This window comes from Rhizobium sp. FKL33 (assembly GCF_005222915.1).
Lineage (GTDB): Bacteria > Pseudomonadota > Alphaproteobacteria > Rhizobiales > Rhizobiaceae > Rhizobium_E.
This window is the reverse complement of sequence record NZ_STFX01000009.1, coordinates 155780-178824: the sequence shown is the minus strand read 5'-3', so window position 1 is coordinate 178824 and position 23045 is coordinate 155780. Positions and strand designations below refer to the sequence as shown.

Genomic DNA, 23045 nt, shown 5'->3' with positions numbered 1-23045 from the left:
GCCGGCCTTTGATACTGCAGAACTCGTCCGACTTCAGTGATCGGCAACGGCAAAGGAGAGCGAGAACTCCCGGCCCGCCAACCGCAGATCGTGATAGAGGCTTTCGGCGAAGCTGCGCAGCACGATCAGCTCGAAAGCGTCGTCGCCGGTGCGCGCCAGATTAACAGTCAGATGCTGGAACGCCATCATCGCCGATTTTCCGATCGGCAAAGCGCCGCCCGGCAGGTCGACGCCGACGCCCTTCATCAGGATGCGCACCGCCTGCGGCCCCTTGAGCCGGAAAAGAGTGCGGCCATGGCTCTGGTCGACGACCATAGCGTCGGCGATCTCGCCGAGACCTGCCGACCGTTCTGATGTCGTCACCAGCCATTCGCCGGGGCCGACTTTGCGCGGGCTCAGACCCGGCTGCGCCTTGAGTGCAGCCTCGACACCATCCGCCTGACCTTTGAAAGCAAGGACGGAGAAGATGCCGGCGCCTTCGACCAGCTCCAGATGATTGGCGTTCGGCATTTCGATGCCGTGCACGGCGCCGTCGGCCAGGGGATGACGATATTGATAGGTCATGAGATCCTCCTCAGGCGTGCAGCTTCTTGTTTTCGGGGTCGAAGAAGACGGTGGAGCTGATCACCGCCTCGGTCTCCTGACCGCGGAGCTTGTCCCACACCACGACTTTCTCACCCATCCGCTCGCGTCCGGATTTGACGAAGGCGAGCCCGATCATATGGCCGAGCGCCGGCGAATAGCAGACCGACGACACCCAGCCCTGATCGGCGACCGTCGACGGCGTTGCGCCGACCTTCAGGATATGCGCTCCGGACTTGAACTCCGCCTTGAGATCGACGGGCACAAGGCCGACCAGCTGATGGCGATCCGCCGCCTTCATGCCATAGCGATCGAGCAGGCGCTTGCCGACGAAATCCGGCTTCTGCACTGAGACCAGCTTGCCGAGGCCGACATCGTCGGCCGTCACGCGGCCATCGAGTTCGGCATGGGTGACATGGCCTTTCTCAATGCGCATGACGTTGAGCGCTTCGACGCCATAGGCGCAGATCTCATGCTTGGCGCCGGCCGCCATGACAGCGTCGGCGACCGCTTCGCCGTATCCTGCGGGCACGCCCAGTTCATAGGCGAGTTCACCCGAAAAGGAGATGCGGTAGAGCCGGGCTTCGGGGCCGTCGACCATCTTGACCACACGCGCGGTCATGAAGGGGAAAGCGGCGTCCGAGAGATCGTCGACGATCAGTTCCTGCAGGATCTCGCGGGATTTCGGCCCGACCACGGACATCTGCGCCCATTGATCGGTGACCGTCACGAAGCGAACGTCGAGCTCCGGCCAGACCGTCTGGTGGAAGAATTCCATATGCGTCAGCACCTCGCCTGCATAGGCAGTGGTGGTGGTGATGAAAAAGTGGTTCTCTCCGAAGCGGCTGACGGTGCCGTCGTCATAGACCATGCCGTCTTCGCGCAACATGATGCCGTAGCGCGCCTTGCCGACCGGCAGTTTCAGCATGGCGTTGGAATAGATGCGGTTGAGGAATTCTGCCGCGTCGGAACCCATCACCTCGATCTTGCCGAGGGTGGAGACGTCGCAGACGCCAGCTTTTTCGCGCACGGTCGTGACTTCACGGTCGCAGCTCTGCCGCCAGCTCGTTTCACCTTCGCGTGGGAACCAGGCGGAGCGATACCAGAGGCCCGCTTCGACCATCTTGGCGCCGTTCTTCTTCGCCCAGCCATGCAAGGGCGAGGTGCGGATCGGCTGGGCGTGCTCGAAACGGGCCGCGCCCGCCAGCGCGCCGAACGTCACCGGCGTATAGAAGGGCCGGAAGGTGGTCGTGCCGGTCTGGGCCGGGGTCACGCCCTGCATGCCGGCGAGGATGGCGGCGGCGTTGACGCCCGACAGCTTGCCCTGGTCAGTCGCCATGCCGTTGGTGGTGTAGCGTTTGGCGTGTTCGACATGACCATAGCCTTCGCGCAGCGCCAGACCAAGATCGGCGACATGCACGTCGTTCTGGAAGTCGACGAAGGCCTTGGATTTGGAGCCGGTCACATACCAGAGCGGCGTGAAACCTTCGACCGTCTCGCCCTCGATCTCGGGCTGGGCATAAGCGGGCGCGGATGAGCCGAGCGCCGCAGCTGCGTCGGCGCCGGCTTTCCAGCCATCGGCGAGGCAGACTCCGAGGCCTTCGAGACCCGATGCGCCGCCAGCCGCGAAGAAGGGTTCCGCGAGCGACGGCGCGAGGAAGGCTGCCTTCTCTTCCGACCAGACCGGCCGCTGACCGCGATGGCACATCAGGTGGATGATCGGGCTCCAGCCGCCGGACATGGCCAGCGCGTCGCAGGCGATGGTTTCGACATAGCCGGAGCGCTCGACCGTCGCGCCCTTGATGCGCAGCTTGCCCGATGTGTCGACCACCTGCGCGCCGGCGATGACGCGGGCGCCGTTGGGGGCGATGTCGGCGGCGCCGACGCGGCTGTCGATGATCGCAGCGATCTCGACGCCCTTGTCGGCCAGATCGCGGGCGGTTTCATAGCCCGAAGCGCCATTGGCGAAGACCGCGACCTTGCGGCCGGCGGCGACGCCGTAGCGGTTGGCGTAAGTGCGCATGGCCGACGCCGTCATGACGCCCGGCAGATCATTGCCGCCGAACACCAGGGGCCGTTCTTCAGCGCCCGAGGCGAGCACCGCGCGCTTGGCGGCGATGCGCCAGACGCGTTCGACGGCGCGATCGGCATGCGGCTGGGCGACGTGCTTCTGCACCCGCTCGACCGCGCCGAACACCATATCGTCGAACCAGCCGAACACGGTGGTGCGCTCCAGCACGGTAACGTTGGGAAGGCTTGCGAGTTCGGCCGCAACCGTCTGGGCGAATTCGCCGGCGCTTTCGCCGCCGATGGATTTGCGCGACGCGAGAAGCGAGCCGCCGATGCGGGCGCCTTCGTCGGCGATCACCACCCGCAAGCCGGCGCGCCCGGCGGCGAGCGCCGCCATCAGGCCGGTCGGCCCTGCGCCGATCACCAGGAGATCGCAGAACGCCCAGCTCTTTTCATAATTGTCGGGATCGCGCTCGCCGATCGACAATTTGCCGAGACCCGCCGCCTTGCGGATGAAGGGCTCATAGAGCTTTTCCCAGAAGCTCTTCGGCCACATGAAGGTCTTGTAATAGAAGCCCGCCGACAGGAAGGGCGAGAGCAGCGAATTGACGCTGCCGATGTCGAATTTCAGCGACGGCCAGCGGTTCTGGCTGACGGCGGACAGGCCTTCGTAAAGCTCGGCCACGGTGGCGCGGACATTGGGCTCCATCCGTCCGCCTTCGCCGATGGTCACCAGCGCATTGGGCTCGGAGGCGCCCGCCGTCACCACGCCGCGCGGGCGGTGGTACTTGAAGCTGCGGCCGAGCAGCAACTGGTCATTGGCCATCAGCGCCGAGGCGAGCGTATCGCCCTCGAAGCCCTTGTAGGCGACGCCGTCGAAGCGGAAGCCGACGGATTTGGAGCGATCCACAAGACCGCCGGTAGACAGACGATAAGCGGTCATTCGGCGCCTCCCTGACGAAACGCGGCGGCGTCCTGAACCGAATAGACCTCGTGGCTCACGGTGTCGCGCTCCACGACGAGAAAACGGCGACAGCCATTGAGGTGATGCCAGAGTTCGCGATAGCGGCCCATCGGGTTGTCGCGCAGATAGACATAGTCATGCCATTCCTTGTCGGAGGCGGTCGCGGCCGGGCGCACCGGGCCCGCGTCGCCCTTGATGGTGAATTCTTCCTTGGGTCGGACCCCGCAATGCGGGCAGGTGATGAGGCTTGCCATGGAGATGCGCTCTTAATGCAGGTTCGGTTGAGGGCCTTTGCCGCCCTCGTCGATGTGATAGCCGCGCTCGAAACGGTCGAGGCGCATTTCGCGCGTCACGGCATGCGGTTCGTTCTTGGCGATGAGATGGGCGAAGGTGAAGCCCGAGGCGGGCGTGGCCTTGAAGCCCCCGTAGTTCCAGCCGGTGTTGAGATAGAGATTGGGGATCGGCGTCTTGTCGATGATCGGCGAGCCGTCCATGCTCATATCCATCACCCCGCCCCAGGTGCGCAGCACCTTGGAGCGCGACAGGCCCGGGATCATCGACACGCCGATCTCGAACACATGCTCGATGGTGGCGAGACCGCCACGACGCGCATAGGAATTGAAGCCGTCGATATCGCCGCCGAAGACCAGGCCGCCCTTGTCGGACTGCGACACGTAGAAATGGCCCATGCCGAAGGTGATGACGCTGTCGACCACCGGCTTCAATCCCTCGCTGACGAAGGCCTGCAGGACATGGCTTTCGATCGGCAGGCGCAGGCCGGCCATCGAGGCCGTGACGGTGGAGTGACCGGCGGTGGCGAGCGCCAGTTTGTTGCAGCCGATGAAGCCGCGGCTGGTTTCTACGCCGGTGATCATGCCGTTTTCGCGGGTGATGCCCGTCACCTCGCAATTCTGGATCAGGTCGACGCCGCGCAAATCGGCGCCGCGGCCGTAACCCCAGGCGACGGCATCGTGACGGGCCGTGCCGCCGCGGCGCTGCAGAAGGCCGCCGAGGATCGGGAAACGGTGATGGTCGAAATTGAGATAGGGCGCGAATTGGCGCACCTGCTCGCGATCGAGAAGCTCGCCGCCCGCGCCTTCGAGGTGCATGGCGTTGCCGCGCCGGGCATAGGCGTCGCGCTGACCATCGGTATGGTAGAGATTGAGAACGCCGCGCTGGGAGACCATGGCGTTATAGTTGAAGTCCTGCTCGAGGCCTTCCCACAGCTTCATCGACAGTTCGTAGAAGGGCTCGTTGCCGGGCAACATATAATTGGAGCGAATGATCGTGGTGTTGCGGCCGATATTGCCCGAGCCCAGCCAGGATTTTTCCAGCACCGCCACATTGGTGACGCCGAACTCCTTGGCGAGGTAATAGGCGGTGGCAAGCCCGTGTCCACCGCCGCCAACGATGATGACATCGTAATGGCGCTTGGGCTCCGGCGAACGCCAGACAGGCGCCCAACCGGTGTTCTTCTTCAAGGCTTCGCGAAAGATCGATAGAGCAGAAAATCGCATGCAAATCCGTCCTGGATGCGGGCGCAGGCTTGACGCGCCGTGATGGCGTTACAATGCCGCGTCGCAGCGAAAAACTCTATACCGGGACGGACATAATCGCGGCGTTTTAAGACATGTCGCTGTTCCCCGTGCGAAGTCGAAGGCATTCTGAAGTCCGGATCGGTGCGACGCGCATGCGTCCGCCGGAAATCCCAAACCCCGAGACTCCCCCGGTTTTGGAAGAGTAACTCGGTTATTAACGGTTGCCATCGCCTACCAAAGTCAATAAACGCTCACGAACTCAAAAGACCAAGAGCGGAGCGACCACGCGAATGTCACTCACCCATCTTCAGCGCCTCGAAGCTGAATCCATCCATATTTTCCGTGAGGTGGCGGCCACCTTCTCCAACCCGGTGATGCTGTATTCGATCGGCAAGGATTCGTCGGTGATGCTGCATCTGGCGATGAAGGCCTTCTATCCCGCCAAGCCGCCATTTCCCTTCCTGCATGTCGACACGACCTGGAAATTCAGGGAAATGACCGCGTTCCGCGATCAGATGGCCAAGGATCTTGGCATCGATCTTCTGGTTCACATCAACCAGGATGGCGTTGAGCAGGGCGTTGGGCCCTTCACCCATGGCTCAAATACACACACCCATATCATGAAGACGGTGGCGCTCCGTCAGGCGCTCGACAAATATGGCTTCGACGCGGCCTTCGGCGGCGCTCGTCGCGACGAGGAAAAATCGCGCGCCAAGGAGAGAATCTTCTCCTTCCGCAACGCCCAGCACACCTGGGATCCGAAGAACCAGCGCCCGGAAATGTGGAAGACCTACAACACCCGCGTCGGCGCCGGCGAATCCATTCGCGTCTTCCCGCTGTCGAACTGGACCGAACTCGACATCTGGCAATACATCATGAAGGAAAACATTCCGATCGTGCCGCTCTACTATGCAGCCAAGCGCCCGGTGGTTGAGCGCGACGGCATGTTGATCATGGTCGATGACGAACGCATGCCGATCGGCCCCGATGACGTTGTCGAAAATCGCCTCGTGCGCTTCCGCACGCTCGGCTGTTATCCCTTGACCGGCGCGATCGACTCCGACGCCGCCAACCTCCAGGATATCGTCCGCGAGATGCTGACGGCGCGCACGTCCGAACGTCAGGGTCGCCTGATCGACAAGGATGAAGCCGGCTCGATGGAAAAGAAGAAGCGCGAGGGTTATTTCTGATGACTGTTGTGAACCCGGCCGACGTTTCCGGCGACATGATCGAATATCTGCGCGAACAGGAAAAGAAGTCCCTGCTGCGCTTCCTGACCTGCGGCTCGGTGGATGACGGTAAATCCACGCTGATCGGTCGTCTGCTGTACGACACGAAGCTGATCTTCGAAGACCAGCTCGCCACACTCGAGCGCGACAGCGTCAAGCATGGCACCGACGGCGACAACATTGATTTCGCGCTGCTGGTCGACGGCCTTGAGGCCGAGCGCGAGCAGGGCATCACCATCGACGTCGCCTATCGCTTTTTCGCCACCGACAAGCGCAAGTTCATCGTCGCCGACACGCCCGGCCATGAACAATACACCCGCAACATGGCCACCGGCGCTTCGACCGCCGATCTCGCCATCGTGCTGGTGGATTCGCGCCAGGGGATCCTGCGCCAGACGCGCCGTCACTCCTACATTGCCTCGCTGCTTGGCATCCGCAATATCGTGCTTGCAGTCAACAAGATCGACCTGATGGATCATTCCCAGGAGGTCTTCGACAAGATCGTGGCGGAATACATGTCGTTCGCCGCCAATCTCGGCTTCACCTCGATCCAGCCGATCCCGATGTCGGCGCGCTACGGCGACAACGTGACGGTGAAGTCGGCGAAGATGCCTTGGTACCAGGGCCCTGCTTTGCTCGAACATCTCGAGACGGTCGCCATCGACAATGACGGTTCGGACAAGCCTTTCCGCTTCCCCGTCCAGCACGTGGTTCGCCCAAATCTCGATTTCCGCGGTTTCGCGGGTCAGGTCGCGTCCGGTCGCGTCGCGCCCGGAGACAAGGTGACGGTCGCTAAATCCGGTCAGGAATCGACCATCAAGGAGATCGTCACCCAGGACGGCAATCTGGACGGCGCCGTCGAGGGCCAGGCTGTCACGATCGTTCTCGAGGACCAGATCGACATTTCGCGCGGCGACATGCTGGTCGACCCCGCCAACCGTCCGCATGTGGCCGACCAGTTCCAGGCGCATATCATCTGGTTCGACGCCCAGCCGATGATTCCGGGCCGCAGCTATATCCTGCGCACCGAGGTCGACAGCGTGAGCGCAACGATCACCACGCTCAAGCACCAGGTGAACATCAACACCTTCGCTCATGAAGCGGCCAAGCACCTCAACATGAACGAAGTCGGCGCCTGCAATATCTCGACCCAGTCGCCGATCGCTTTCGACCCCTACAAAACCAACCGCGTCACCGGCAATTTCGTGCTGATCGACCGCTTCACCAATGCCACGGTGGGCGCAGGCATGATTGACCATGCTCTGCGTCGCGCTTCCAACGTTCATTGGCAGGCCACCGACGTCAACAAGGAAGCCCGCGCCGAAATCAAGAACCAGAAGCCGGCGGCAATCTGGTTCACAGGCTATTCCGGCTCCGGAAAGTCGACGATCGCCAACACGCTGGAAAAGCTGTTGCACGCCCAGGGCAAGCATACCTTCATGCTGGACGGCGACAATATCCGCCACGGCCTGAACCGCGACCTCGGCTTCACCGACGACGACCGCGTGGAAAACATCCGCCGTGTCTCCGAAGTGGCGAAGCTGATGACCGACGCCGGCCTGATCGTGATCGTATCCTTCATATCGCCGTTCCGTTCCGAACGGCAGATGGCGCGTGATCTGTTCGCAGCGGGCGAATTCGTAGAAGTCTTCGTCGACACCCCTCTTGAAGAATGCATGCGCCGCGATCCGAAAGGCCTGTACAAGAAGGCCCAGTCGGGCGAGATTTCCAACTTCACCGGGATCACGTCCAATTACGAGCCGCCGGTCAATCCGGAACTGCATCTGCGTACGCTGGGTCACGAACCCGCTGAACTCGCCATGCAGATCGAAACGTTCCTGAACAAGCGGTAAGCAGCCATGCTGGATATCCTCGAGAAAATCGCTCTGGACGCTGGTCGCGCCATCCTCGACGTCTACAAGGCGGGCCCGAGCGTCGCCTACAAGAACGACAGTTCCCCTGTCACCGAAGCAGACGAGCGGGCAGAGGCAATCATCCTCTCCGGCCTCTCTGCAGCATTCCCGGACATTCCGGTCGTTGCGGAAGAAGCCGCCGCCGCTGGCCGCATTCCGGATGTGGAAGGCAAGAGCTTCTTTCTCGTAGATCCGCTGGACGGCACCAAGGAGTTTATCAATCGTCGCGACGACTTTACCGTCAACATCGCCTTGATCGAGAACGGCGCGCCGACCGTTGGCATCGTATACGCGCCTGCCAAGAGCGTTGCCTATACAGGAGCAGCCGGCGAGGCCAACAAGCTTTCGATTTCGGAAGACCTCAACATTACCGGACGCGCGAAGATCGCCTGCCGGGCGCGCTCAGGCGAACTGACCGCCGTGGCCAGCCGATCGCACAATTCGCCCGAAACCGAAGCATTTCTCGCGGAGAAGGGCGTATCCTCGACGAAGTCGGTCGGTTCCTCGCTGAAATTCTGCCTTGTCGCGGAAGGTGAAGCCGACGTCTATCCCCGCTTCGGCCGCACGATGGAATGGGACACGGCTGCAGGCGATGCAGTTCTGCGCGCCGCGGGCGGCGTGACGCTCGACATCGATGGCGCTCCGTTTCGCTATGGCAAGACCAAGCAGTCGTTCGATAGCGACTTCGCCAATGGCCACTTTATCGCTTGGGGTTTCAAACCCTGAGAACGTTGGTGAGGCTCACAAAAAAACCGCTCTTCAGGGCGGTTTTTTTGTATCGTGGCGTCTGACGGGACCTTGCCGTCCACTTTGCAGATCAATCGTCTTTCGCGGCGCCGAAATTCCCGGCAACAACCTTGTTGGCGTTTCTCAGGGCGAGCGCGCTCTCCAGCTTTATCCGCAAACTGGTGATGGCCGCCTCAATACCCTCCTTGGCGTAGAAATCGCCGCCAACGAGGCATTCGTGCTGCATCCAGCTGAGATAGCGCTCGCGCACTTCTGGAGCGGCGACAAAGCCCTCTGACCAGAAGCGGTCGAGATCGCGTCCGCGCTTCACGCAGAAGGCAAGCTCCGGATGACGGTAGATGGCCTGCCCCATCACAGCCAAGGGCACGCCATGATGGATCGCCGACAGGCCGGAGGTAGAGTTGATCGTGATCATTCCGGCCGAGTGCCGGGTCAAAAGGCTGAGCGAACCGCCGTCGAGGACATGCACGCGATCCTTGACATCATTCAGCGCGCAAACCTGCCGTATGAAATTCCAATCGCGGCTATGACCACGCTCCATGGGGTGGATCTTGAACACCAGATGATGATCAGAAGGAGCGTTTCTCGCGAAAGAGACAATCGTTTTAAGAATGAGCTTCTGATTGTTCCAAGCGTTGGCGGCGCGACCCAACTGCGTATCGTCGTGAACCTGCAGCGGAACAAGGTAGAAGCGTTTGTCGTGATGTTCGAGGAGCCGCTCGGAAATCCGGTAGTTGCGGCCCACATGGGTGAACTTACGATAGTAATTCTTGAACCAGTAGAAGCCTTCCGACACCAGCGTGCGCTTCTGCTTGTGAAACAACTTTCGTTCGCCGGGCGTGGAGATCAGGGCGCGCACAGTGAAATACTGAAATGCGCTCCAGGCCATGGAGCTGAAAGAACCCGCAGACTGCACCGCCTTGGGTCCGCTCTGACGCGTGCCGGCGAAGTCCTGAGGCGGCAGTTTGCCGGCGATCGGCGAGCGCCAATTGTTGCCGCCGAACTCCATCGTCACATAGCCTGGCCGGACATAACCCTCTTCCAGACACAGGACCGGGATTCCCTGGGCTTCGGCGCATTCCGCCGCAATGCGGTGGATCATCCGCTCCGCGCCGAACATCACAACGATATCAAAACCGTTTTCCTGCAGGATCTCCGAAAACCAGGAGCGCCAGGTTTCCGGAGAGCCGGAAAAATTCAGTACGCGATCACCCGGAGAATAAAGTCGGTCGCCCGCGTTGAAGCACACGCGCCAAGCTTCAAAACCCGAAGCGTTGAGATAATCCTGCGCACGACGAAAAAAGCTGCCAACCGGCCCCTGCAGAAAAATGATGCGAGCGCAGTGTTTATTGGGAAATTTTCGCGGTTGTCTGCCGATAAAAGGCAAGCCGATACGGTTCTGCCCATTGGCGCGAGAGCCTTTCAGTTGTCCAACCGCTTGTTTTTTCATGTTGTCCAAGGGCAGCATCATATCAAACTATTTTCGAAACATGCACGGACCGAACTGGTTGAATGGTGTTTACACGAAGCTTGCGTCATTTCAACCACGGCTTACGCGTTTGCTCACGACTTGATGTCAGGTCGTCACATTTTCGTTGATCCGCCCACGATTGATCTCAAGGCGACGCCGAGAGGGTCGGGGACTGTCCTTCGCTGTTACGGCAGGGTCCAGCCCGCTGAATTTGTTAATCATTTACTGAACGAAGAACCGACCCGTCTTGAAGTGGCGCATTGGGAATGCTCGATCTCCACAGCTCGTTAAGGACTTGTTGACCTAATTTGAAGCATCACGAATTTTAACGGCGGTTCGATTTATTGATTGCGCAAGCCAAGCCCGCAACCTCTGGATCGGCGTCATCGGCACCTGCCGATTGAGGGCGATTTCCTCGACGAGGGCTTCAGGGCTGCAGGGCATGCCGCTTAGGGGGTGAACATAGAGCGGATAGAGAATCAGCGCGCCTGCAGCGAGCATTTCGGTCGTCAGGCGCCTTTGCCGACGCGGTATCGGGAAATGGTCGTCGGTGACGCCCCAGCCGGCGTAAAATGGCGCGCCATGCACGCCCACAGGCTTGTTTCTGATCAGGGCCTCGAAGCCCGCCAGAGACGTCATCGTCTCCAGGCGGTCGGCCCAAGCGATCCAGTGCTTGATGTCTCCCTCGGTGACGATCAGGTCCGCATCGACCGGCGGTTCTCCGCCGGACCGCAACCCCGCGGTGACATCCGGATGTTCCTTGTAGACGATGAAGGCTTCCGGATAGAGGCCCCGGATGCGGGCGACGAGATCCCGGTTGGCCTTGACTGCAGGAGAACCGTATCGGATCGAGGCGTCTTTCTCCACTTGTCCCGGGGCAAGGATCTTCAACCGGCCGGGATCTACGACCGGCGCCATGAAGTCGGTCTGCAGATTGTATTTCGATACGCCGCGCGAGACAACGAGGTCGATAAGCGCTCGCGCCCGCGCAAGAAGATCTTCTGGAAATGGATGCGTCGCGAAAATGTTCTCGAGAAAGCTTTCACCACGGGCGTCGAAATAGACATGCTGGCCGTCCATGGCGAGCGAACAGGGCAAGGACAGATTGACGCCCAGCCCACGGGACCGAATAAAGCCGTCCTCGAAACGAATTGCCGGCGCGCCTTTCGGCAAAGGCTTTGCCGCGCCCCATAGCGCCACCTGCCCGCCATTCTGGCTCGCCTGTTGCTCCGCCGCCCGGATGGATCGGCAGTGAACCGGGGGGCCGTCGGGACCGATGAGAAACGGCGTCATGGCCCGACGCTTCCAGGGCGATAGCCCGCCCGTATAGACCCGGCGGACGATTCGAGCCCGCTGATCTCGCACGGTCAACAACTGCTCAAGGGCGACTTCGATTTCAACCGGCCGCCGGTCGTGCAGATCGAGATACCGGGAATAGTCGATATAGGCGGCATGAAACAACTGCTCGATAGTTCGTTTCGGACGCCACATCTCCGTATCTGCATGGTCGATGGTCAGGCCGCGATGAGAATAGTAGGTTATCCCGAAGGTGTGCACCTTGCAGCCCGCCAGAAGCGCCTCGAAGCCCAATTGGCTGGAGACCGTGAAAACCGCGTCGGCGCCTTCCACCAGTGGCCAGGGGTTCATCCGCGGAGTCGCGACGATACTGACGCCCATGGCCTTCGCCGCCGCCAGAATCAGACTGTTGTCGCCGGCGGCCGGATGGGTTCGAACGGCTATACGGTGGCGCGGGTAGTGATCGATCGCATGCCTCAGCATGCTTGCGAAGGCCCCATCATCGGCCCCCGCGCCGCGGAGAGATGCGTCACCCGGCACCTGATCCACCAACAAAACATAGGGCGCTCCCTGAAGGCCGGCTTCGTCGAGCTCCTTGAGCGGCGAATTGTTGTATTTGGAGATACGGTTTCGTCGGATGAAATCGATCGCGGCCTGCGCGCGCGCCGTATCGACATCGCCATCGCCTGGCCTGTCGATCAGTTCGGATAGATCATTGCGCTTCAATGGTTCGAAATAGATGCCCGACCGGTCAACCACAAAAGAATGCGCCGGCTCCCCCGCCCCCGGGGCGTAGCTCTTGAGATAGCCGTCTTCAAGGGTGATGCCCGGCAACCCTGTCTTCGATGCCAATGACGCGGCGCGAAAGCCGGAGGGCCTACGTCCCCATCCGACATAACCATCAATGGAGCGACCAAGCGTCGGCGCCGGCCAAAAAACCAGCCTACAATCAAGCAGCGTTTCGATATCGGACCGCTGCCGCCACAAACCCAGCGATGTCGCCGCATAGAGTGGCCGACCGTCCTTGCCCATTCGATCCCTTGACGCCAGAAAACGCGGTTTCGCCGCGTTTGCGCCCTTTTACAGCTTCTGAACGTTCCGTGCGACGCCTATCGGGCCGCCGATCATGCGAACAAACACGGCGAAATCGGTCGAAGGATGGCGAGACAGATAGAGGACGTCCTTGTTCCGCACCGGGAAGGACTGAGTCACGATGTAGCTCTGCGGATCGTTCATGTCGATCCGATAGACAATCGGATAGCGTCCATCCTTGTTGGCCATCATGCCCTTGGACAACAACTGGCGGAACCGGCTCTCGCCGACAACTTCTCGATAAACGGCTTCGCTCTCGTAGCGGAAAATGAAGTAACCCGCCGGATCCGCAATCGCGAGCTTGGCGCCGCCCGCCATGGCCGTCGCCTCCACCAGGCTGATGGAGCTTGCAGAGAACGGAATCTTCCCGGATTTTTCCGTTGATCCAAGCACCGTGAAGCTCTGAGGATCGTAGGTCAGGAAGATTTTGTCGCGCGGACTGATGTTGATATCATCCTTGGGATTGTCGATGATGCTTTGCAGCAGGACGGTCCCCGACTTTCTGCCGCGCGTCACCGTGACATAAGTGTCGTAAGAGGGTTTTGACGCGCCGCCGGCCATGGCGATTGCGCTCGTCAAAGGCAGAGGCGACAAACCGATCTGGATGATATTCGGCTGGTTGACTGCCCCCTGCACGGATGCGGTGCGCGAGGTGTTCTTGCTCATGCCGACGATCACATCGGGCTCAACCGCCTTGGCCTTCAGCGCAGCAGCGATTTCCTCGCGCGCGCCTTCCAGTGTCTTGCCGGCGAACCGCACGGAACCGGCATAGGGGATCTGCCCATGGCCGTCAGGCTGAACGACAACCGGGATCGTTGTCTGCTTGCGCTCGGACGTCGAGAACAACCCGTCCGCGCCGGCTTCGAAAATGGTGATCTGCAACTCGTCGCCGACGCCGATCACGGGCTGGCCGGTTGACCCGCCAACGCCAAAGGTCCGCACGAGAGACGGCGTGCCGAGCGTCGTCACGGAATTGGCGACACGCTGATCGACGCTGACAACATCGAATACGATGTTGGTCTTGGGCAACTCGTAAGCCGAACTGGACGCTCCGGAATTGTTGACTTCAACCGCCAGCGGGCCATTGCTGGGGACGGCCGAACAGCCCGATGTGATGGATATGGAAGCCGCGATCAGCGTCAGGGCGGACACTTTCGCAAACAAGCGCATGTTCGAGGAATACATTAGCGTCTGACGCATTTCACTCAAATTCCCTCCGGCGGCTTCTCATGCCGCCTTCACCGCACCCGCGCGATGCGCCTGAAATGGCGTCGCATGAACGGACTGACCGTTCATTTTCGGTCCGGCAAGCCGCAGGTCGCGTTCCGTTTTGCAACAAGTTCGTTAAACAGTCCCTAATCGAAGCAGATCTTCAGAACGTCGCACGGCCCGTTAAACGCCGAAGTCACGATTTTTGCAAGAGCGTCCATTCGCGCTTGCACGATACGCAGCTGATTTTTTGTTGCCTATGGTTTCCTACCTTGAGAAACCTTGGTCGAACAGCCGGCAGGGACGGCGGGCCATCTCGAGCGCCAGGGCCGTCATCTGTTCATTGGCTGGAAATGACTGGCGACGCAGGCGAACAAGCCTGGCCTCCACGGTCCGCCGGAGCCTGAGTGTATCGAAACCCGAGTGAACGGGACGTTGAAGTTCGCGCATAGCAGCCTTCCTTTCCTGTCCTCCCGCCCGAATCCATTGCTACGCACAAAGATAATTGTGCATCGCAGCAAATTCAAACTACGCAGGATTTACAAGAGCAAGGTGACGCGATTGTGTCTTGTGGCGTTGCAATGCAGCAACAATCATGTCTGAATTCACAGCTCAGCGAGCCGCGCCTTGAAGCTGAGGAGGTCCTGCCAGGCCAAACGCTTGCAGGCAGGAGCTGAAATCAGGTCCTGCGGATGGAATGTCGGCAACAAGGGGAAAGGCTGGCCGTCGACGGTTAGCGCAATCCACCGCCCTCTCAGACTGTGAATACTCTCCTGGGAGCCGGAAAAGAATCGCGCCGGGAAATTGCCCATGCTGAGCAGCGCCTTGGGGCGAAGAAGTTCGACGAGTCGCGTCGAAAAAGGACGGCAGATTTCGACTTCGTGAGGCGTCGGCGCGCGATTGCCCGGCGGCCGCCAAGGGATGACGTTGAACACCGCAATGTCGTCCCTCCCCCAACCGAGAGCCGCTGTCATGCGGTCCAGCATCTCGCCATGCGGACCGGAAAAGGGCGCGCCATGCCGGTCGTCATCAGGGCCAGGACAGCCGCCCGCAATCGCAATTCTGGCCCCGCTCGAGCCTTTGAAAAAGGCGCTCGCCCGCGCGCTGTTTCTGAGATTGCAACCGGTGAACGCCCCGACGTTCTCGATGAGCTCTTCCACAGACTGCGCCGCCGAGGCAATGCGTTGCGCCTCCGACACAGCTTCACCATCGGGCAGAGCGGCGGGCTTGATCGACGCAGGAGCAGCCAGGCTCCGCTCACGCGATGGCGCATCCGCTTCTTTTGTCTCGCGGCCAGCGGTTGCGCGGTTGCGCTCGGCGAGTTGTCGCTCGAATTCGACAAAACGGTCGACCGGCTCGTCCTCCAACAGCCATTCGACGCCCGACTCGGCGTAGAAATGCATCAACTGACCGAGTTCGGCCGGGCTGAGCGCGTCGATGGAGGAAGATGTGGTCATGGACCTATTTACGCCCGTTGCCACGTCGCGCAACAGGCAATCGCATCGAAGCCGACCAATTCTCCGCATGCTGTGCATAACAGAGATTTACGGCCTTGCCGTCACGCGCTAGAACGCCGCGACCTTTTATTTCGAACGGAGACACCATGACGGTACTGGTTACGGGCGGCGCGGGCTATATCGGCAGCCACATGGTCTGGGCGCTATTGGACGCCGGCGAGGATGTCGCCGTGCTCGACCGGCTCTCGACCGGCTTCCGCTGGGCGATCCCGCCGGAAGCGAAGCTCTATGAAGGCGACATCGCCGACGAGACGCTGCATGAGAAGATCTTCTCCGAAAACAAGATCGACGCGATCATCCATTTCGCCGGATCGATCATCGTGCCGGAATCGGTCGCCAATCCGCTGATGTATTACGAGAACAACACCGTGAAATCCCGCGCGCTGATCGCCGCAGCGGTTAAATACGGCGTGCCGCACTTCGTCTTCTCTTCGACGGCCGCTGTTTATGGCACCCCCGAAGGCGTCGATCCCGTCACCGAGGACGCCCGTCTCAATCCGGAATCTCCCTACGGCTCCTCCAAGCTGATGACCGAGATCATGCTGCGCGACACCGCCAAGGCGCATGATTTCACCTATACGGCGCTGCGCTATTTCAATGTCGCCGGCGCAGATCCCCGGGGGCGGACGGGCCAATCCACTATTGGCGCCACACACCTCATCAAGGTGGCCGGCGAGGCCGCGCTCGGCAAGCGCAGCCATATCGACGTTTTCGGGACCGATTATCCGACCCCCGACGGCACCTGCGTGCGTGACTATATCCATGTCAGCGATCTCGCCAACGCCCATCTGAAAGCGCTGGAGCGCATGCGCGCCGGCGGCGGCTCGCTGGTCGCCAATTGCGGCTACGGCAAGGGCTTTTCGGTTCTTGAGGTGCTGGAAACCGTCAAGAAGGTGCATGGCAAGCCGTTCGAGGTCCGCTTCGCCGATCGCCGCCCGGGCGACGCGGTCCGTATCGTCGCCAATCCCGCCACCGCGATGCGCGAGATGAACTGGGAGCCCAAGCACGACGATCTCGAATTCATCGTCCGCACGGCGCTCGATTGGGAAGCAAGCCTCGCAAGGCGCAATCACCGCTGAAAAGCGTCAACCCTTGCTCCGTCGCGCGAGCAGCGCTTGCGCGGCGGAGACAGCGAGCGTGGAGCCGGCATAGAACCAGAGGCCCGGCTGGCTGAACGCCTCGGCGAGCCCTGATGTCTTGGCAGCCGCAATCACGATCGCCACGAGCAGCACATCCATCAGCGACCACTTTCCCAGCATCGGCACGAGCCGGGCCGCCACTCCGCGCGGTCGCTCCGGCCAGAGCGCTTCGGCCGCCACCGCCGCCATCTTAAAGACAGGAAAGACCAGCGAAACGAGAGCGACGACCAGCGCGAGGACCACATCCCCGGCCTCGATGAGGCTGGCGACGAGGTCGAGCAGCGACGGATCTTCGCTGAAAAAGTAGAGCTTTTCGAACGTCATCAGCGGCAGGCTGACGCCAAAGGCGAAGGACACGGCGGCCGCGACGATCAGCGCGAGAGCCGCCCACCGCTTCATTTGCGTCCCTTTTCTGCAATCGCGATGCCACTCAGCACCATGCACAGCGCGATGATGTGGAAGGTCATCAGCGGCTCCTTGAGAAACAGCGCCGACATCACAGTGCCGAAAGCGGGAATGGCGTTGATGAACAGCCCTGCCCTATTCGGCCCGATCAGTTCCACGCCGCGGACATAGAGGATTTGCGAAACGAGCGACGGAATGGTGCCGGTATAGAGAATCGCCGCCCAGCCGATCGCATCCGGCATGATGAAGCCGGGCGACGCGAATTCGTGCAGCGCCAAAGGCGCCGACGCCAGCATCGCGCCGAGCGCCGAGGCGGCCATCAGGCTCTTCCAATGAATATCGGGTTTCCAGCGCAGGGCCACCGTGTAGCCGGCATAGAGCAGCACGGCGACCATCATCAACCCGTCGCCGAAATTGAGATCCAGCGACAGGATCGAGCCGAGATCGCCGTGGGTGGCGGTGATGGCGACGCCGAGCAGCGTGATCGAAAAGCCGAGCACCTGCGCCCAGGCCACCTTGGTGCGGAACAGGATGAAATTGGCGATGAAGATGACGCCCGGAATGCCCGCCTGCTCCACCACGCAATTGATGGCCGAGGTGTATTGAAGCGCGGAATAGAGAAAGGCGTTGAAGCCGGCGAAGCCCGCCGCCCCGAAGCCGAGAAGCAATGGCAGATTCGCCCGGATCAGCGGCCAGTCGCGGCGGACTTGCGGTGCGGAGATCAGCATGATCAGCACAAAGGCGATGGTCCAGCGCGCGCCGGACAGCGTGAAAGGCCCGACATGACCGACGGCGAATTTGGCGATCACCGCATTGCCGGCCCATCCGAATGTGGTGATGATCAGGAAAAGATAGGCTTTGAGATGGGCAGGCATGGCTTATGTCTTTCGCAACGGTCGCGCCTGTCCTTTAGCCGCCCTTGCCGGCCAACTCCATGCAAAAAGCCGAAATCAGTGCAAATTCCGGGTCGCATTCCTGAATTGAACCCAGTATATGTGCGCGGGTTTGGACCCGCTGCAGCAGAGGTCCGGGTAAGGAAACAGGACAGATCTTATGGCGAACGTAGTGGTGGTGGGCTCCCAATGGGGTGACGAAGGCAAGGGCAAGATTGTCGACTGGCTTTCGGAACGCGCGGACATCGTGGTCCGCTTCCAGGGCGGTCACAATGCCGGCCATACGCTCGTCATCGACGGCGTGAGCTACAAGCTCTCGCTGCTTCCGTCGGGCGTCGTGCGTCCCGGCAAGCTCGCCATCATCGGCAATGGCGTGGTCATCGATCCGCATGCGCTGGTCGCTGAAATCGACAAGCTTGCCGCCCAGGGCGTGGCGATCACCCCCGAGAACCTGCGCGTCGCCGACAATGCGACCCTGATTCTCTCGCTGCATCGCGAACTCGACGGCATCCGCGAGGACGCCGCTTCCAATTCCGGCACCAAGATCGGCACCACCCGTCGCGGCATCGGCCCGGCTTATGAAGACAAGGTCGGTCGCCGCGCCATCCGCGTCACCGACCTCGCCGATCCCGGCTCGCTCGGCGCGAAGGTCGACCGCCTGCTGACGCATCATAATGCGCTGCGCCGGGGCCTGGGCGAAAAGGAAGTCAGCCATGAGGCGATCATGACTGAGTTGACGTCGGTCGCCGAAAAGATCCTGCCCTTCTCCGACACCGTCTGGGCGCTGCTCGACCGCGAGCGCCGCAAGGGCGCCCGCATCCTGTTCGAAGGCGCGCAGGGCACGCTGCTCGACGTCGACCATGGCACCTATCCCTTCGTGACCTCGTCCAACACGGTCGCCGGCCAGGCCGCCGCCGGCTCCGGCATGGGTCCCGGCTCGCTGAACTACGTGCTCGGAATCACCAAGGCCTACACGACCCGCGTCGGCGAAGGCCCCTTCCCCACCGAGCTCAAGGATGAGATCGGCCAGTTCCTCGGCGAACGCGGTCATGAATTCGGCACAGTTACCGGTAGAAAGAGACGTTGCGGTTGGTTCGACGCCGCCCTGGTGCGCCAATCCGTGGCCACCAACGGCATCACCGGCATCGCGCTCACCAAGCTCGACGTGCTCGACGGGCTGGATGAACTGAAGATCTGCACCGGTTACACGCTTGACGGCGTGGAAATCGACCACCTTCCGGCAGGACAGGCGGCGCAAGCCCGGATCCAGCCTGTCTACATAACGCTGGAAGGATGGAAGGAATCGACCGTCGGGGCCCGGAAATGGGCCGATCTGCCCGCCCAGGCGATCAAATATGTTCGGCAGGTGGAAGAACTCATCGGAGCTCCGGTCTCGCTTCTGTCGACCAGTCCCGAACGCGACGACACGATTTTGGTGACGGATCCTTTTGAAGACTAATCCCGGCAGGGCCGGAATGGAGCGCTCCATTCGGGCCCTGAGGTTTTGAGAAAGATCGAATGGCCGATTTTATTGCAGTTATCCGGCGAGCCGTTGACGGGCTGAGCGAAAACACACCTGAAATGCGCGTGAAGGTCTATGACCGCGCGCGCAGCGCGGTGGTGCGGCAACTCGAAAACATGAAGCCCCGCCCGCCGGAAAGCATGTTCCAGCGTCAACTCGACAAGCTGGACGCGGCGATTCGCGAAGTCGAGGCCGACTACGCCGAGGCCCTGCCGCCGGAGCCGGTCGAAGAAGCCGCGCCTCAGCCGGAGCCTGAAAGATTCATCGAAGCGGAGCCGGAACATGGGCCGGAGCCGATCGCTGCGGCGCCCGAACCGGCGGTTGAGCCTCAGCCGGAGCCAGCCCCTGAGGCTGCTCCCGAGCAGGACGTCTACGAGCCTGTCGTCGAAGAACAACCAGCTGCCGTCTCTGCCGAGCCGGAAACAGTCTATGCCGAGGAGCAGGCTGAGCCTGCCGTCGTCGAAACTGTCGAACAGGCGGAACCCGTTTCTCCCGAGCCGATCGAAGCGAGGGTCGAAGAGGCGCAGCCCGAGGCGGTGGACGAATATCCCGCCGAACAGCCGTTCACCGCCGAGACGGTCGATCACCCGGCCTCCGCGGACGCATTCATCGCGCCGACCGAACCCTATTATCCCGAACAGCCGGCGGAAGCCGAACAGAGTTTCGTTGCGGAACAGCCCGAGCAGTCTCTTCCTGTCCAGGAAGAGCCTGCTGAAGCGGCGCCTGCCGAAAGCATTTCAGAAACGGAAGTCGATTGGCGCGACCAGATCCTCGCCTCCGAACCGGTCGCCCCGGCCTCAACGCCGGAACCCGCGCCGCTGGTCGAAGCCGAGCCGATCGAGCCGGATGCCGAACCCTTCACCTGGCCGCAATATGAAGAGCCGGCCCAGACCGTAGCGGCGCGCGAGCCCGAGCCGGTCCAGGCGGAATGGCCGCAAACACCGTTCGAAGACGTGCAGCCCGCGCCGGTTCAGCCGGCGGCCGCGACAGAGACGGCAGCTTTCGGCGATTCTCAGAACTGGGCGATCGAACCGCAAACGCGCGAGCCTGAAGGCCGGCGCGAGCCCGAAATGCCCCGCGTCGTCTATGACGAGACCGATGTCGTCTCGGGCTTCAACGCATTCGTGCAGGAAGAGATCAGCCGGCAGGTCGTGCCGCCGCCGCCCGGCAAGCGTCCGCCGGAAGAGGATCTCGGCTGGGGCGCGGGCTTCGACGATCTGCCCGACCTGCCCAAGACCGATGCTTTCGACGACGCCTTGAAAGCCAAGCAGGACGAACTCGCGACTGCCCCGCAGTCAGAGGCGTCTGACAAGGACAAATCTCCGCGCGCCGAACTGGCGGAACTCGTCGGATTCGACGAAATGGCGGCCCTGACCTCACCGGATCCGGAATGGGTTCAGGTTCCGCCCGTCGCCGGCAAGAAGGGCAAGAAGGCGGCTGGAAAAGGCTTCAAGCCGGGCAAAGCCAGAGAGCGGGGCGGCAAGAGCGGGCGTAAGTTGCTTCCGCTGGTCGCAGCCCTCGCCGGCGTTGTCGTGCTCGGCGGCGCAGCCTATGGCGCCTGGACCTATCGCGACGATCTCGGCAAGATGATCGCTTCGGTGACCGGACCATCCGAAACGCCGACGGCGCCGCAGACCGAAAAAGCGGTTACTCCGAGCAAAGCGTCGGAGAAATCTGCGGAAGCGCCCGCCACTGCGAAGCCGACCGAAGTGGCTTCGCTCGATACCGGCCCGCAGAAATTCACCCAGCGGCTGATGCCCGACGGCAGCGAAACGGAGTCCGACGCCAGCAAGGCGATTGTCGACGAAGCGTTGCCGGAGGGCAAAAGCGTCGCGGGCCAGACCGAGAAATCCAAGGAAGTCGCCTCGACCGATCCGGCCGCCCAGACCGCCGACGCGAAGCCGGCGGCTCCCGCGGGCTTGGGCGTAACCCAGAAGATGTTCCTCTACGAAGAAAGGCTCGGGCAGACGACGCCGTCTGCGACGCCCGGCTCTGTCGCCTGGAGCGAGACGACCGAGGATGACGGCGACAAGCCGGTGCCGTCGATCCAGGCCAAGGTGGAAGCGCCCGGCCGCAAGCTGACGGCGCTGATCACGTTCAAGAAGAATATGGACCCATCGCTTCCGGCGAGCCACATTGTCGAAATCGTCTTCGACCTGCCCGCAGGCTTCGAGGAAGGCAATGTCGAAAGCGTGCAGCGCATCGCCTTCAAGCAGACCGAGCAGGATGCCGGCAATCCGCTGATCGCCGTTCCGGCCAAGGTGACCGACGATTACCATATGGTCGCGCTCAACAGCGACGCGGAAGCCCAAAAGGTCAATCTCGACCTGATGAAGAATCGCGGCTGGATCGATATTCCGATCACCTATCGCAATGGCCGCCGCGGCCTGATCACGCTCGAGAAAGGCGCCTCCGGCACCGCGCTGTTCGACAAGGTCATCGGCGAATGGTCTGCGCTCGGCAATCAGGCTTCAACGCCGCAATAACAATCCAACCTGATCAGCAAGACACAAACGCCGCCCCCTCACGGGAGCGGCGTTTTCGTTTCGACGTAATCAATTTGCGTCAACTCGGCTCGACGACGCGCAGCGCCTTGGCCTGTTCGAGCGCGGCCTTGCGCACGGCGTCCTGCACCTTTTCGAACGCGCGGACTTCGATCTGGCGAACGCGTTCGCGGCTGATGTCGAACTCGGTCGACAGCTCTTCGAGCGTGACAGGCTCATCACGGAGACGGCGGGCCTCGAAGATGCGCTTTTCGCGATCGTTCAGCACCTTCAGCGCATTCGACAACAGAGCGCGGCGCGAGTCCAACTCGTCCTGCTCGATCAGAATGTCTTCCTGGCTGTCGTGGTCGTCCACGAGCCAATCCTGCCACTGTCCGGAATCCCCTTCGGCGGCCTTGATCGGCGCGTTGAGCGAGGCATCGCCAGACAGGCGACGGTTCATGGAAATGACTTCTTCCTCGCTGACATTCAGCTTGGTCGCGATCTCGGTCACCTGTTCGGGCTTCAGATCGCCCTCGTCGATGGCCTGGATGCGGCCCTTGAGGCGGCGGAGATTGAAGAACAGCCGCTTCTGATTGGCGGTCGTGCCCATCTTCACCAGCGACCAGGAGCGCAGGATATATTCCTGGATGGCGGCCTTGATCCACCACATCGCATAGGTGGCGAGGCGGAAGCCGCGATCGGGCTCGAATTTCTTGACCGCCTGCATCAAGCCGACATTGCCTTCGGAAATGACTTCGCCGATCGGCAGGCCATAACCGCGATAGCCCATGGCGATCTTGGCCACGAGACGCAAATGGCTGGTCACCAGCTTATGGGCGGCGTTACGGTCCTCATGCTCCTGGTAGCGCTTGGCGAGCATATACTCTTCCTGCGGCTCCAGCATGGGAAAGCGTCTGATTTCGTCGAGATATCTGTTGAGACCAGCCTCCCCGGCGGTCAACATCGGCAGAGAATTCCGGGCCATGAAGCACCCCTCTTGAACGGCTTCCTTTCAGGCAAGCCTTGTGAGGC

17 protein-coding genes are annotated in these 23045 nt (G+C 61.5%); 6 read left to right on the top strand and 11 right to left on the bottom strand.

Annotation, left to right across the window (positions count from 1 at the left end; translation table 11 throughout):
* Window positions 1–33: 33 nt before the first annotated feature.
* From E8Q41_RS06965 to E8Q41_RS06950, 4 genes are read right to left on the bottom strand one after another with little or no spacing between them, the layout of a single operon-like run.
* A complete protein-coding gene (locus E8Q41_RS06965; protein WP_137154790.1) occupies window positions 34–564 on the bottom strand; it encodes a sarcosine oxidase subunit gamma family protein in 531 nt (176 codons plus the stop codon).
* Window positions 565–574: 10 nt separating this feature from the next.
* Complete coding sequence (locus tag E8Q41_RS06960) at window positions 575–3535, bottom strand: sarcosine oxidase subunit alpha family protein (protein WP_137154789.1); 2961 nt, start codon at window positions 3533–3535, stop codon at window positions 575–577.
* Window positions 3532–3810, bottom strand: coding sequence for a sarcosine oxidase subunit delta (locus E8Q41_RS06955; protein ID WP_137154788.1), 279 nt, complete (start codon window positions 3808–3810; stop codon window positions 3532–3534). The genes E8Q41_RS06960 and E8Q41_RS06955 overlap by 4 nt, the downstream gene beginning before the upstream one ends.
* A gap of 12 nt (window positions 3811–3822) precedes the next feature.
* The gene (locus tag E8Q41_RS06950; RefSeq protein WP_137154787.1) at window positions 3823–5073 is read right to left on the bottom strand and encodes a sarcosine oxidase subunit beta family protein; all 1251 of its coding nucleotides are present in this window, start codon (window positions 5071–5073) and stop codon (window positions 3823–3825) included.
* 242 nt (window positions 5074–5315) lie between these two features.
* On the opposite strand from E8Q41_RS06950, the gene cysD reads away from it, so the two are divergent.
* From cysD to cysQ, 3 genes are read left to right on the top strand one after another with little or no spacing between them, the layout of a single operon-like run.
* Window positions 5316–6284: a sulfate adenylyltransferase subunit CysD gene (gene cysD / locus E8Q41_RS06945; protein ID WP_281405297.1), complete on the top strand. Its 969-nt coding sequence runs from the start codon at window positions 5316–5318 to the stop codon at window positions 6282–6284.
* A complete protein-coding gene (cysN, locus tag E8Q41_RS06940) occupies window positions 6284–8176 on the top strand; it encodes a sulfate adenylyltransferase subunit CysN (protein ID WP_137154785.1) in 1893 nt (630 codons plus the stop codon). The genes cysD and cysN overlap by 1 nt, the downstream gene beginning before the upstream one ends.
* 6 nt (window positions 8177–8182) lie before the next feature.
* Complete coding sequence (cysQ, locus tag E8Q41_RS06935; protein WP_137154784.1) at window positions 8183–8962, top strand: 3'(2'),5'-bisphosphate nucleotidase CysQ; 780 nt, start codon at window positions 8183–8185, stop codon at window positions 8960–8962.
* 91 nt (window positions 8963–9053) lie between these two features.
* On the opposite strand, the gene E8Q41_RS06930 is transcribed toward cysQ, so the two are convergent.
* The 4 genes from E8Q41_RS06930 to E8Q41_RS06915 form a co-directional block, all read right to left on the bottom strand.
* On the bottom strand, window positions 9054–10433 hold the full coding sequence (locus E8Q41_RS06930) for a capsular biosynthesis protein (RefSeq protein ID WP_246660115.1): 1380 nt from the start codon (window positions 10431–10433) through the stop codon (window positions 9054–9056).
* A gap of 324 nt (window positions 10434–10757) precedes the next feature.
* Window positions 10758–12782: a capsular polysaccharide biosynthesis protein gene (locus E8Q41_RS06925; RefSeq protein ID WP_137154782.1), complete on the bottom strand. Its 2025-nt coding sequence runs from the start codon at window positions 12780–12782 to the stop codon at window positions 10758–10760.
* A 48-nt stretch (window positions 12783–12830) separates the two neighbouring features.
* Entirely contained in the window at window positions 12831–14042 is a 1212-nt protein-coding gene (locus E8Q41_RS06920; RefSeq protein WP_246660105.1) for a polysaccharide biosynthesis/export family protein, read from the bottom strand.
* Between the two features lie 614 nt (window positions 14043–14656).
* Window positions 14657–15508, bottom strand: a complete 852-nt coding sequence (locus E8Q41_RS06915; RefSeq protein WP_137154781.1) for a uracil-DNA glycosylase — start codon at window positions 15506–15508, stop codon at window positions 14657–14659.
* A gap of 146 nt (window positions 15509–15654) precedes the next feature.
* Here E8Q41_RS06915 and galE point away from each other — a divergent pair, with 146 nt between their 5' ends.
* A complete protein-coding gene (galE, locus tag E8Q41_RS06910; RefSeq protein ID WP_137154780.1) occupies window positions 15655–16647 on the top strand; it encodes a UDP-glucose 4-epimerase GalE in 993 nt (330 codons plus the stop codon).
* Between the two features lie 6 nt (window positions 16648–16653).
* Here the strand turns inward: galE and E8Q41_RS06905 are convergent, their stop codons facing one another.
* Together E8Q41_RS06905 and E8Q41_RS06900 are read right to left on the bottom strand one after the other, a co-directional pair.
* Window positions 16654–17106 carry a paraquat-inducible protein A gene (locus tag E8Q41_RS06905; protein WP_137154779.1) on the bottom strand — a complete coding sequence of 151 codons (453 nt, stop codon included), beginning with the start codon at window positions 17104–17106 and terminating at the stop codon, window positions 16654–16656.
* Window positions 17103–17987, bottom strand: coding sequence for a DMT family transporter (locus E8Q41_RS06900; protein WP_137154778.1), 885 nt, complete (start codon window positions 17985–17987; stop codon window positions 17103–17105). Before E8Q41_RS06900 ends, E8Q41_RS06905 begins: the two co-directional genes overlap by 4 nt.
* 178 nt (window positions 17988–18165) lie before the next feature.
* Here E8Q41_RS06900 and E8Q41_RS06895 point away from each other — a divergent pair, with 178 nt between their 5' ends.
* Window positions 18166–19464: an adenylosuccinate synthase gene (locus E8Q41_RS06895; protein ID WP_137154777.1), complete on the top strand. Its 1299-nt coding sequence runs from the start codon at window positions 18166–18168 to the stop codon at window positions 19462–19464.
* 59 nt (window positions 19465–19523) lie between these two features.
* Window positions 19524–22013 carry a hypothetical protein gene (locus tag E8Q41_RS06890; RefSeq protein ID WP_137154776.1) on the top strand — a complete coding sequence of 830 codons (2490 nt, stop codon included), beginning with the start codon at window positions 19524–19526 and terminating at the stop codon, window positions 22011–22013.
* Between the two features lie 79 nt (window positions 22014–22092).
* Here E8Q41_RS06890 and rpoH read toward each other — a convergent pair whose 3' ends face one another.
* Window positions 22093–22998: an RNA polymerase sigma factor RpoH gene (gene rpoH, locus E8Q41_RS06885; RefSeq protein WP_137154775.1), complete on the bottom strand. Its 906-nt coding sequence runs from the start codon at window positions 22996–22998 to the stop codon at window positions 22093–22095.
* Window positions 22999–23045: the final 47 nt, after the last annotated feature.

What these genes read in the sequence shown, in the direction of transcription:
- E8Q41_RS06965 (WP_137154790.1), bottom strand. Translation starts at nt 564, where the DNA reads ATGACCTATCAATATCGTCATCCCCTGGCCGACGGCGCCGTGCACGGC.
- E8Q41_RS06960 (WP_137154789.1), bottom strand. Translation starts at nt 3,535, where the DNA reads ATGACCGCTTATCGTCTGTCTACCGGCGGTCTTGTGGATCGCTCCAAA.
- E8Q41_RS06955 (WP_137154788.1), bottom strand. Translation starts at nt 3,810, where the DNA reads ATGGCAAGCCTCATCACCTGCCCGCATTGCGGGGTCCGACCCAAGGAA.
- E8Q41_RS06950 (WP_137154787.1), bottom strand. Translation starts at nt 5,073, where the DNA reads ATGCGATTTTCTGCTCTATCGATCTTTCGCGAAGCCTTGAAGAAGAAC.
- cysN (WP_137154785.1), top strand. Translation starts at nt 6,284, where the DNA reads ATGACTGTTGTGAACCCGGCCGACGTTTCCGGCGACATGATCGAATAT.
- cysQ (WP_137154784.1), top strand. Translation starts at nt 8,183, where the DNA reads ATGCTGGATATCCTCGAGAAAATCGCTCTGGACGCTGGTCGCGCCATC.
- E8Q41_RS06930 (WP_246660115.1), bottom strand. Translation starts at nt 10,433, where the DNA reads ATGAAAAAACAAGCGGTTGGACAACTGAAAGGCTCTCGCGCCAATGGG.
- E8Q41_RS06925 (WP_137154782.1), bottom strand. Translation starts at nt 12,782, where the DNA reads ATGGGCAAGGACGGTCGGCCACTCTATGCGGCGACATCGCTGGGTTTG.
- E8Q41_RS06920 (WP_246660105.1), bottom strand. Translation starts at nt 14,042, where the DNA reads ATGCGTCAGACGCTAATGTATTCCTCGAACATGCGCTTGTTTGCGAAA.
- E8Q41_RS06915 (WP_137154781.1), bottom strand. Translation starts at nt 15,508, where the DNA reads ATGACCACATCTTCCTCCATCGACGCGCTCAGCCCGGCCGAACTCGGT.
- galE (WP_137154780.1), top strand. Translation starts at nt 15,655, where the DNA reads ATGACGGTACTGGTTACGGGCGGCGCGGGCTATATCGGCAGCCACATG.
- E8Q41_RS06905 (WP_137154779.1), bottom strand. Translation starts at nt 17,106, where the DNA reads ATGAAGCGGTGGGCGGCTCTCGCGCTGATCGTCGCGGCCGCCGTGTCC.
- E8Q41_RS06900 (WP_137154778.1), bottom strand. Translation starts at nt 17,987, where the DNA reads ATGCCTGCCCATCTCAAAGCCTATCTTTTCCTGATCATCACCACATTC.
- E8Q41_RS06895 (WP_137154777.1), top strand. Translation starts at nt 18,166, where the DNA reads ATGGCGAACGTAGTGGTGGTGGGCTCCCAATGGGGTGACGAAGGCAAG.
- E8Q41_RS06890 (WP_137154776.1), top strand. Translation starts at nt 19,524, where the DNA reads ATGGCCGATTTTATTGCAGTTATCCGGCGAGCCGTTGACGGGCTGAGC.
- rpoH (WP_137154775.1), bottom strand. Translation starts at nt 22,998, where the DNA reads ATGGCCCGGAATTCTCTGCCGATGTTGACCGCCGGGGAGGCTGGTCTC.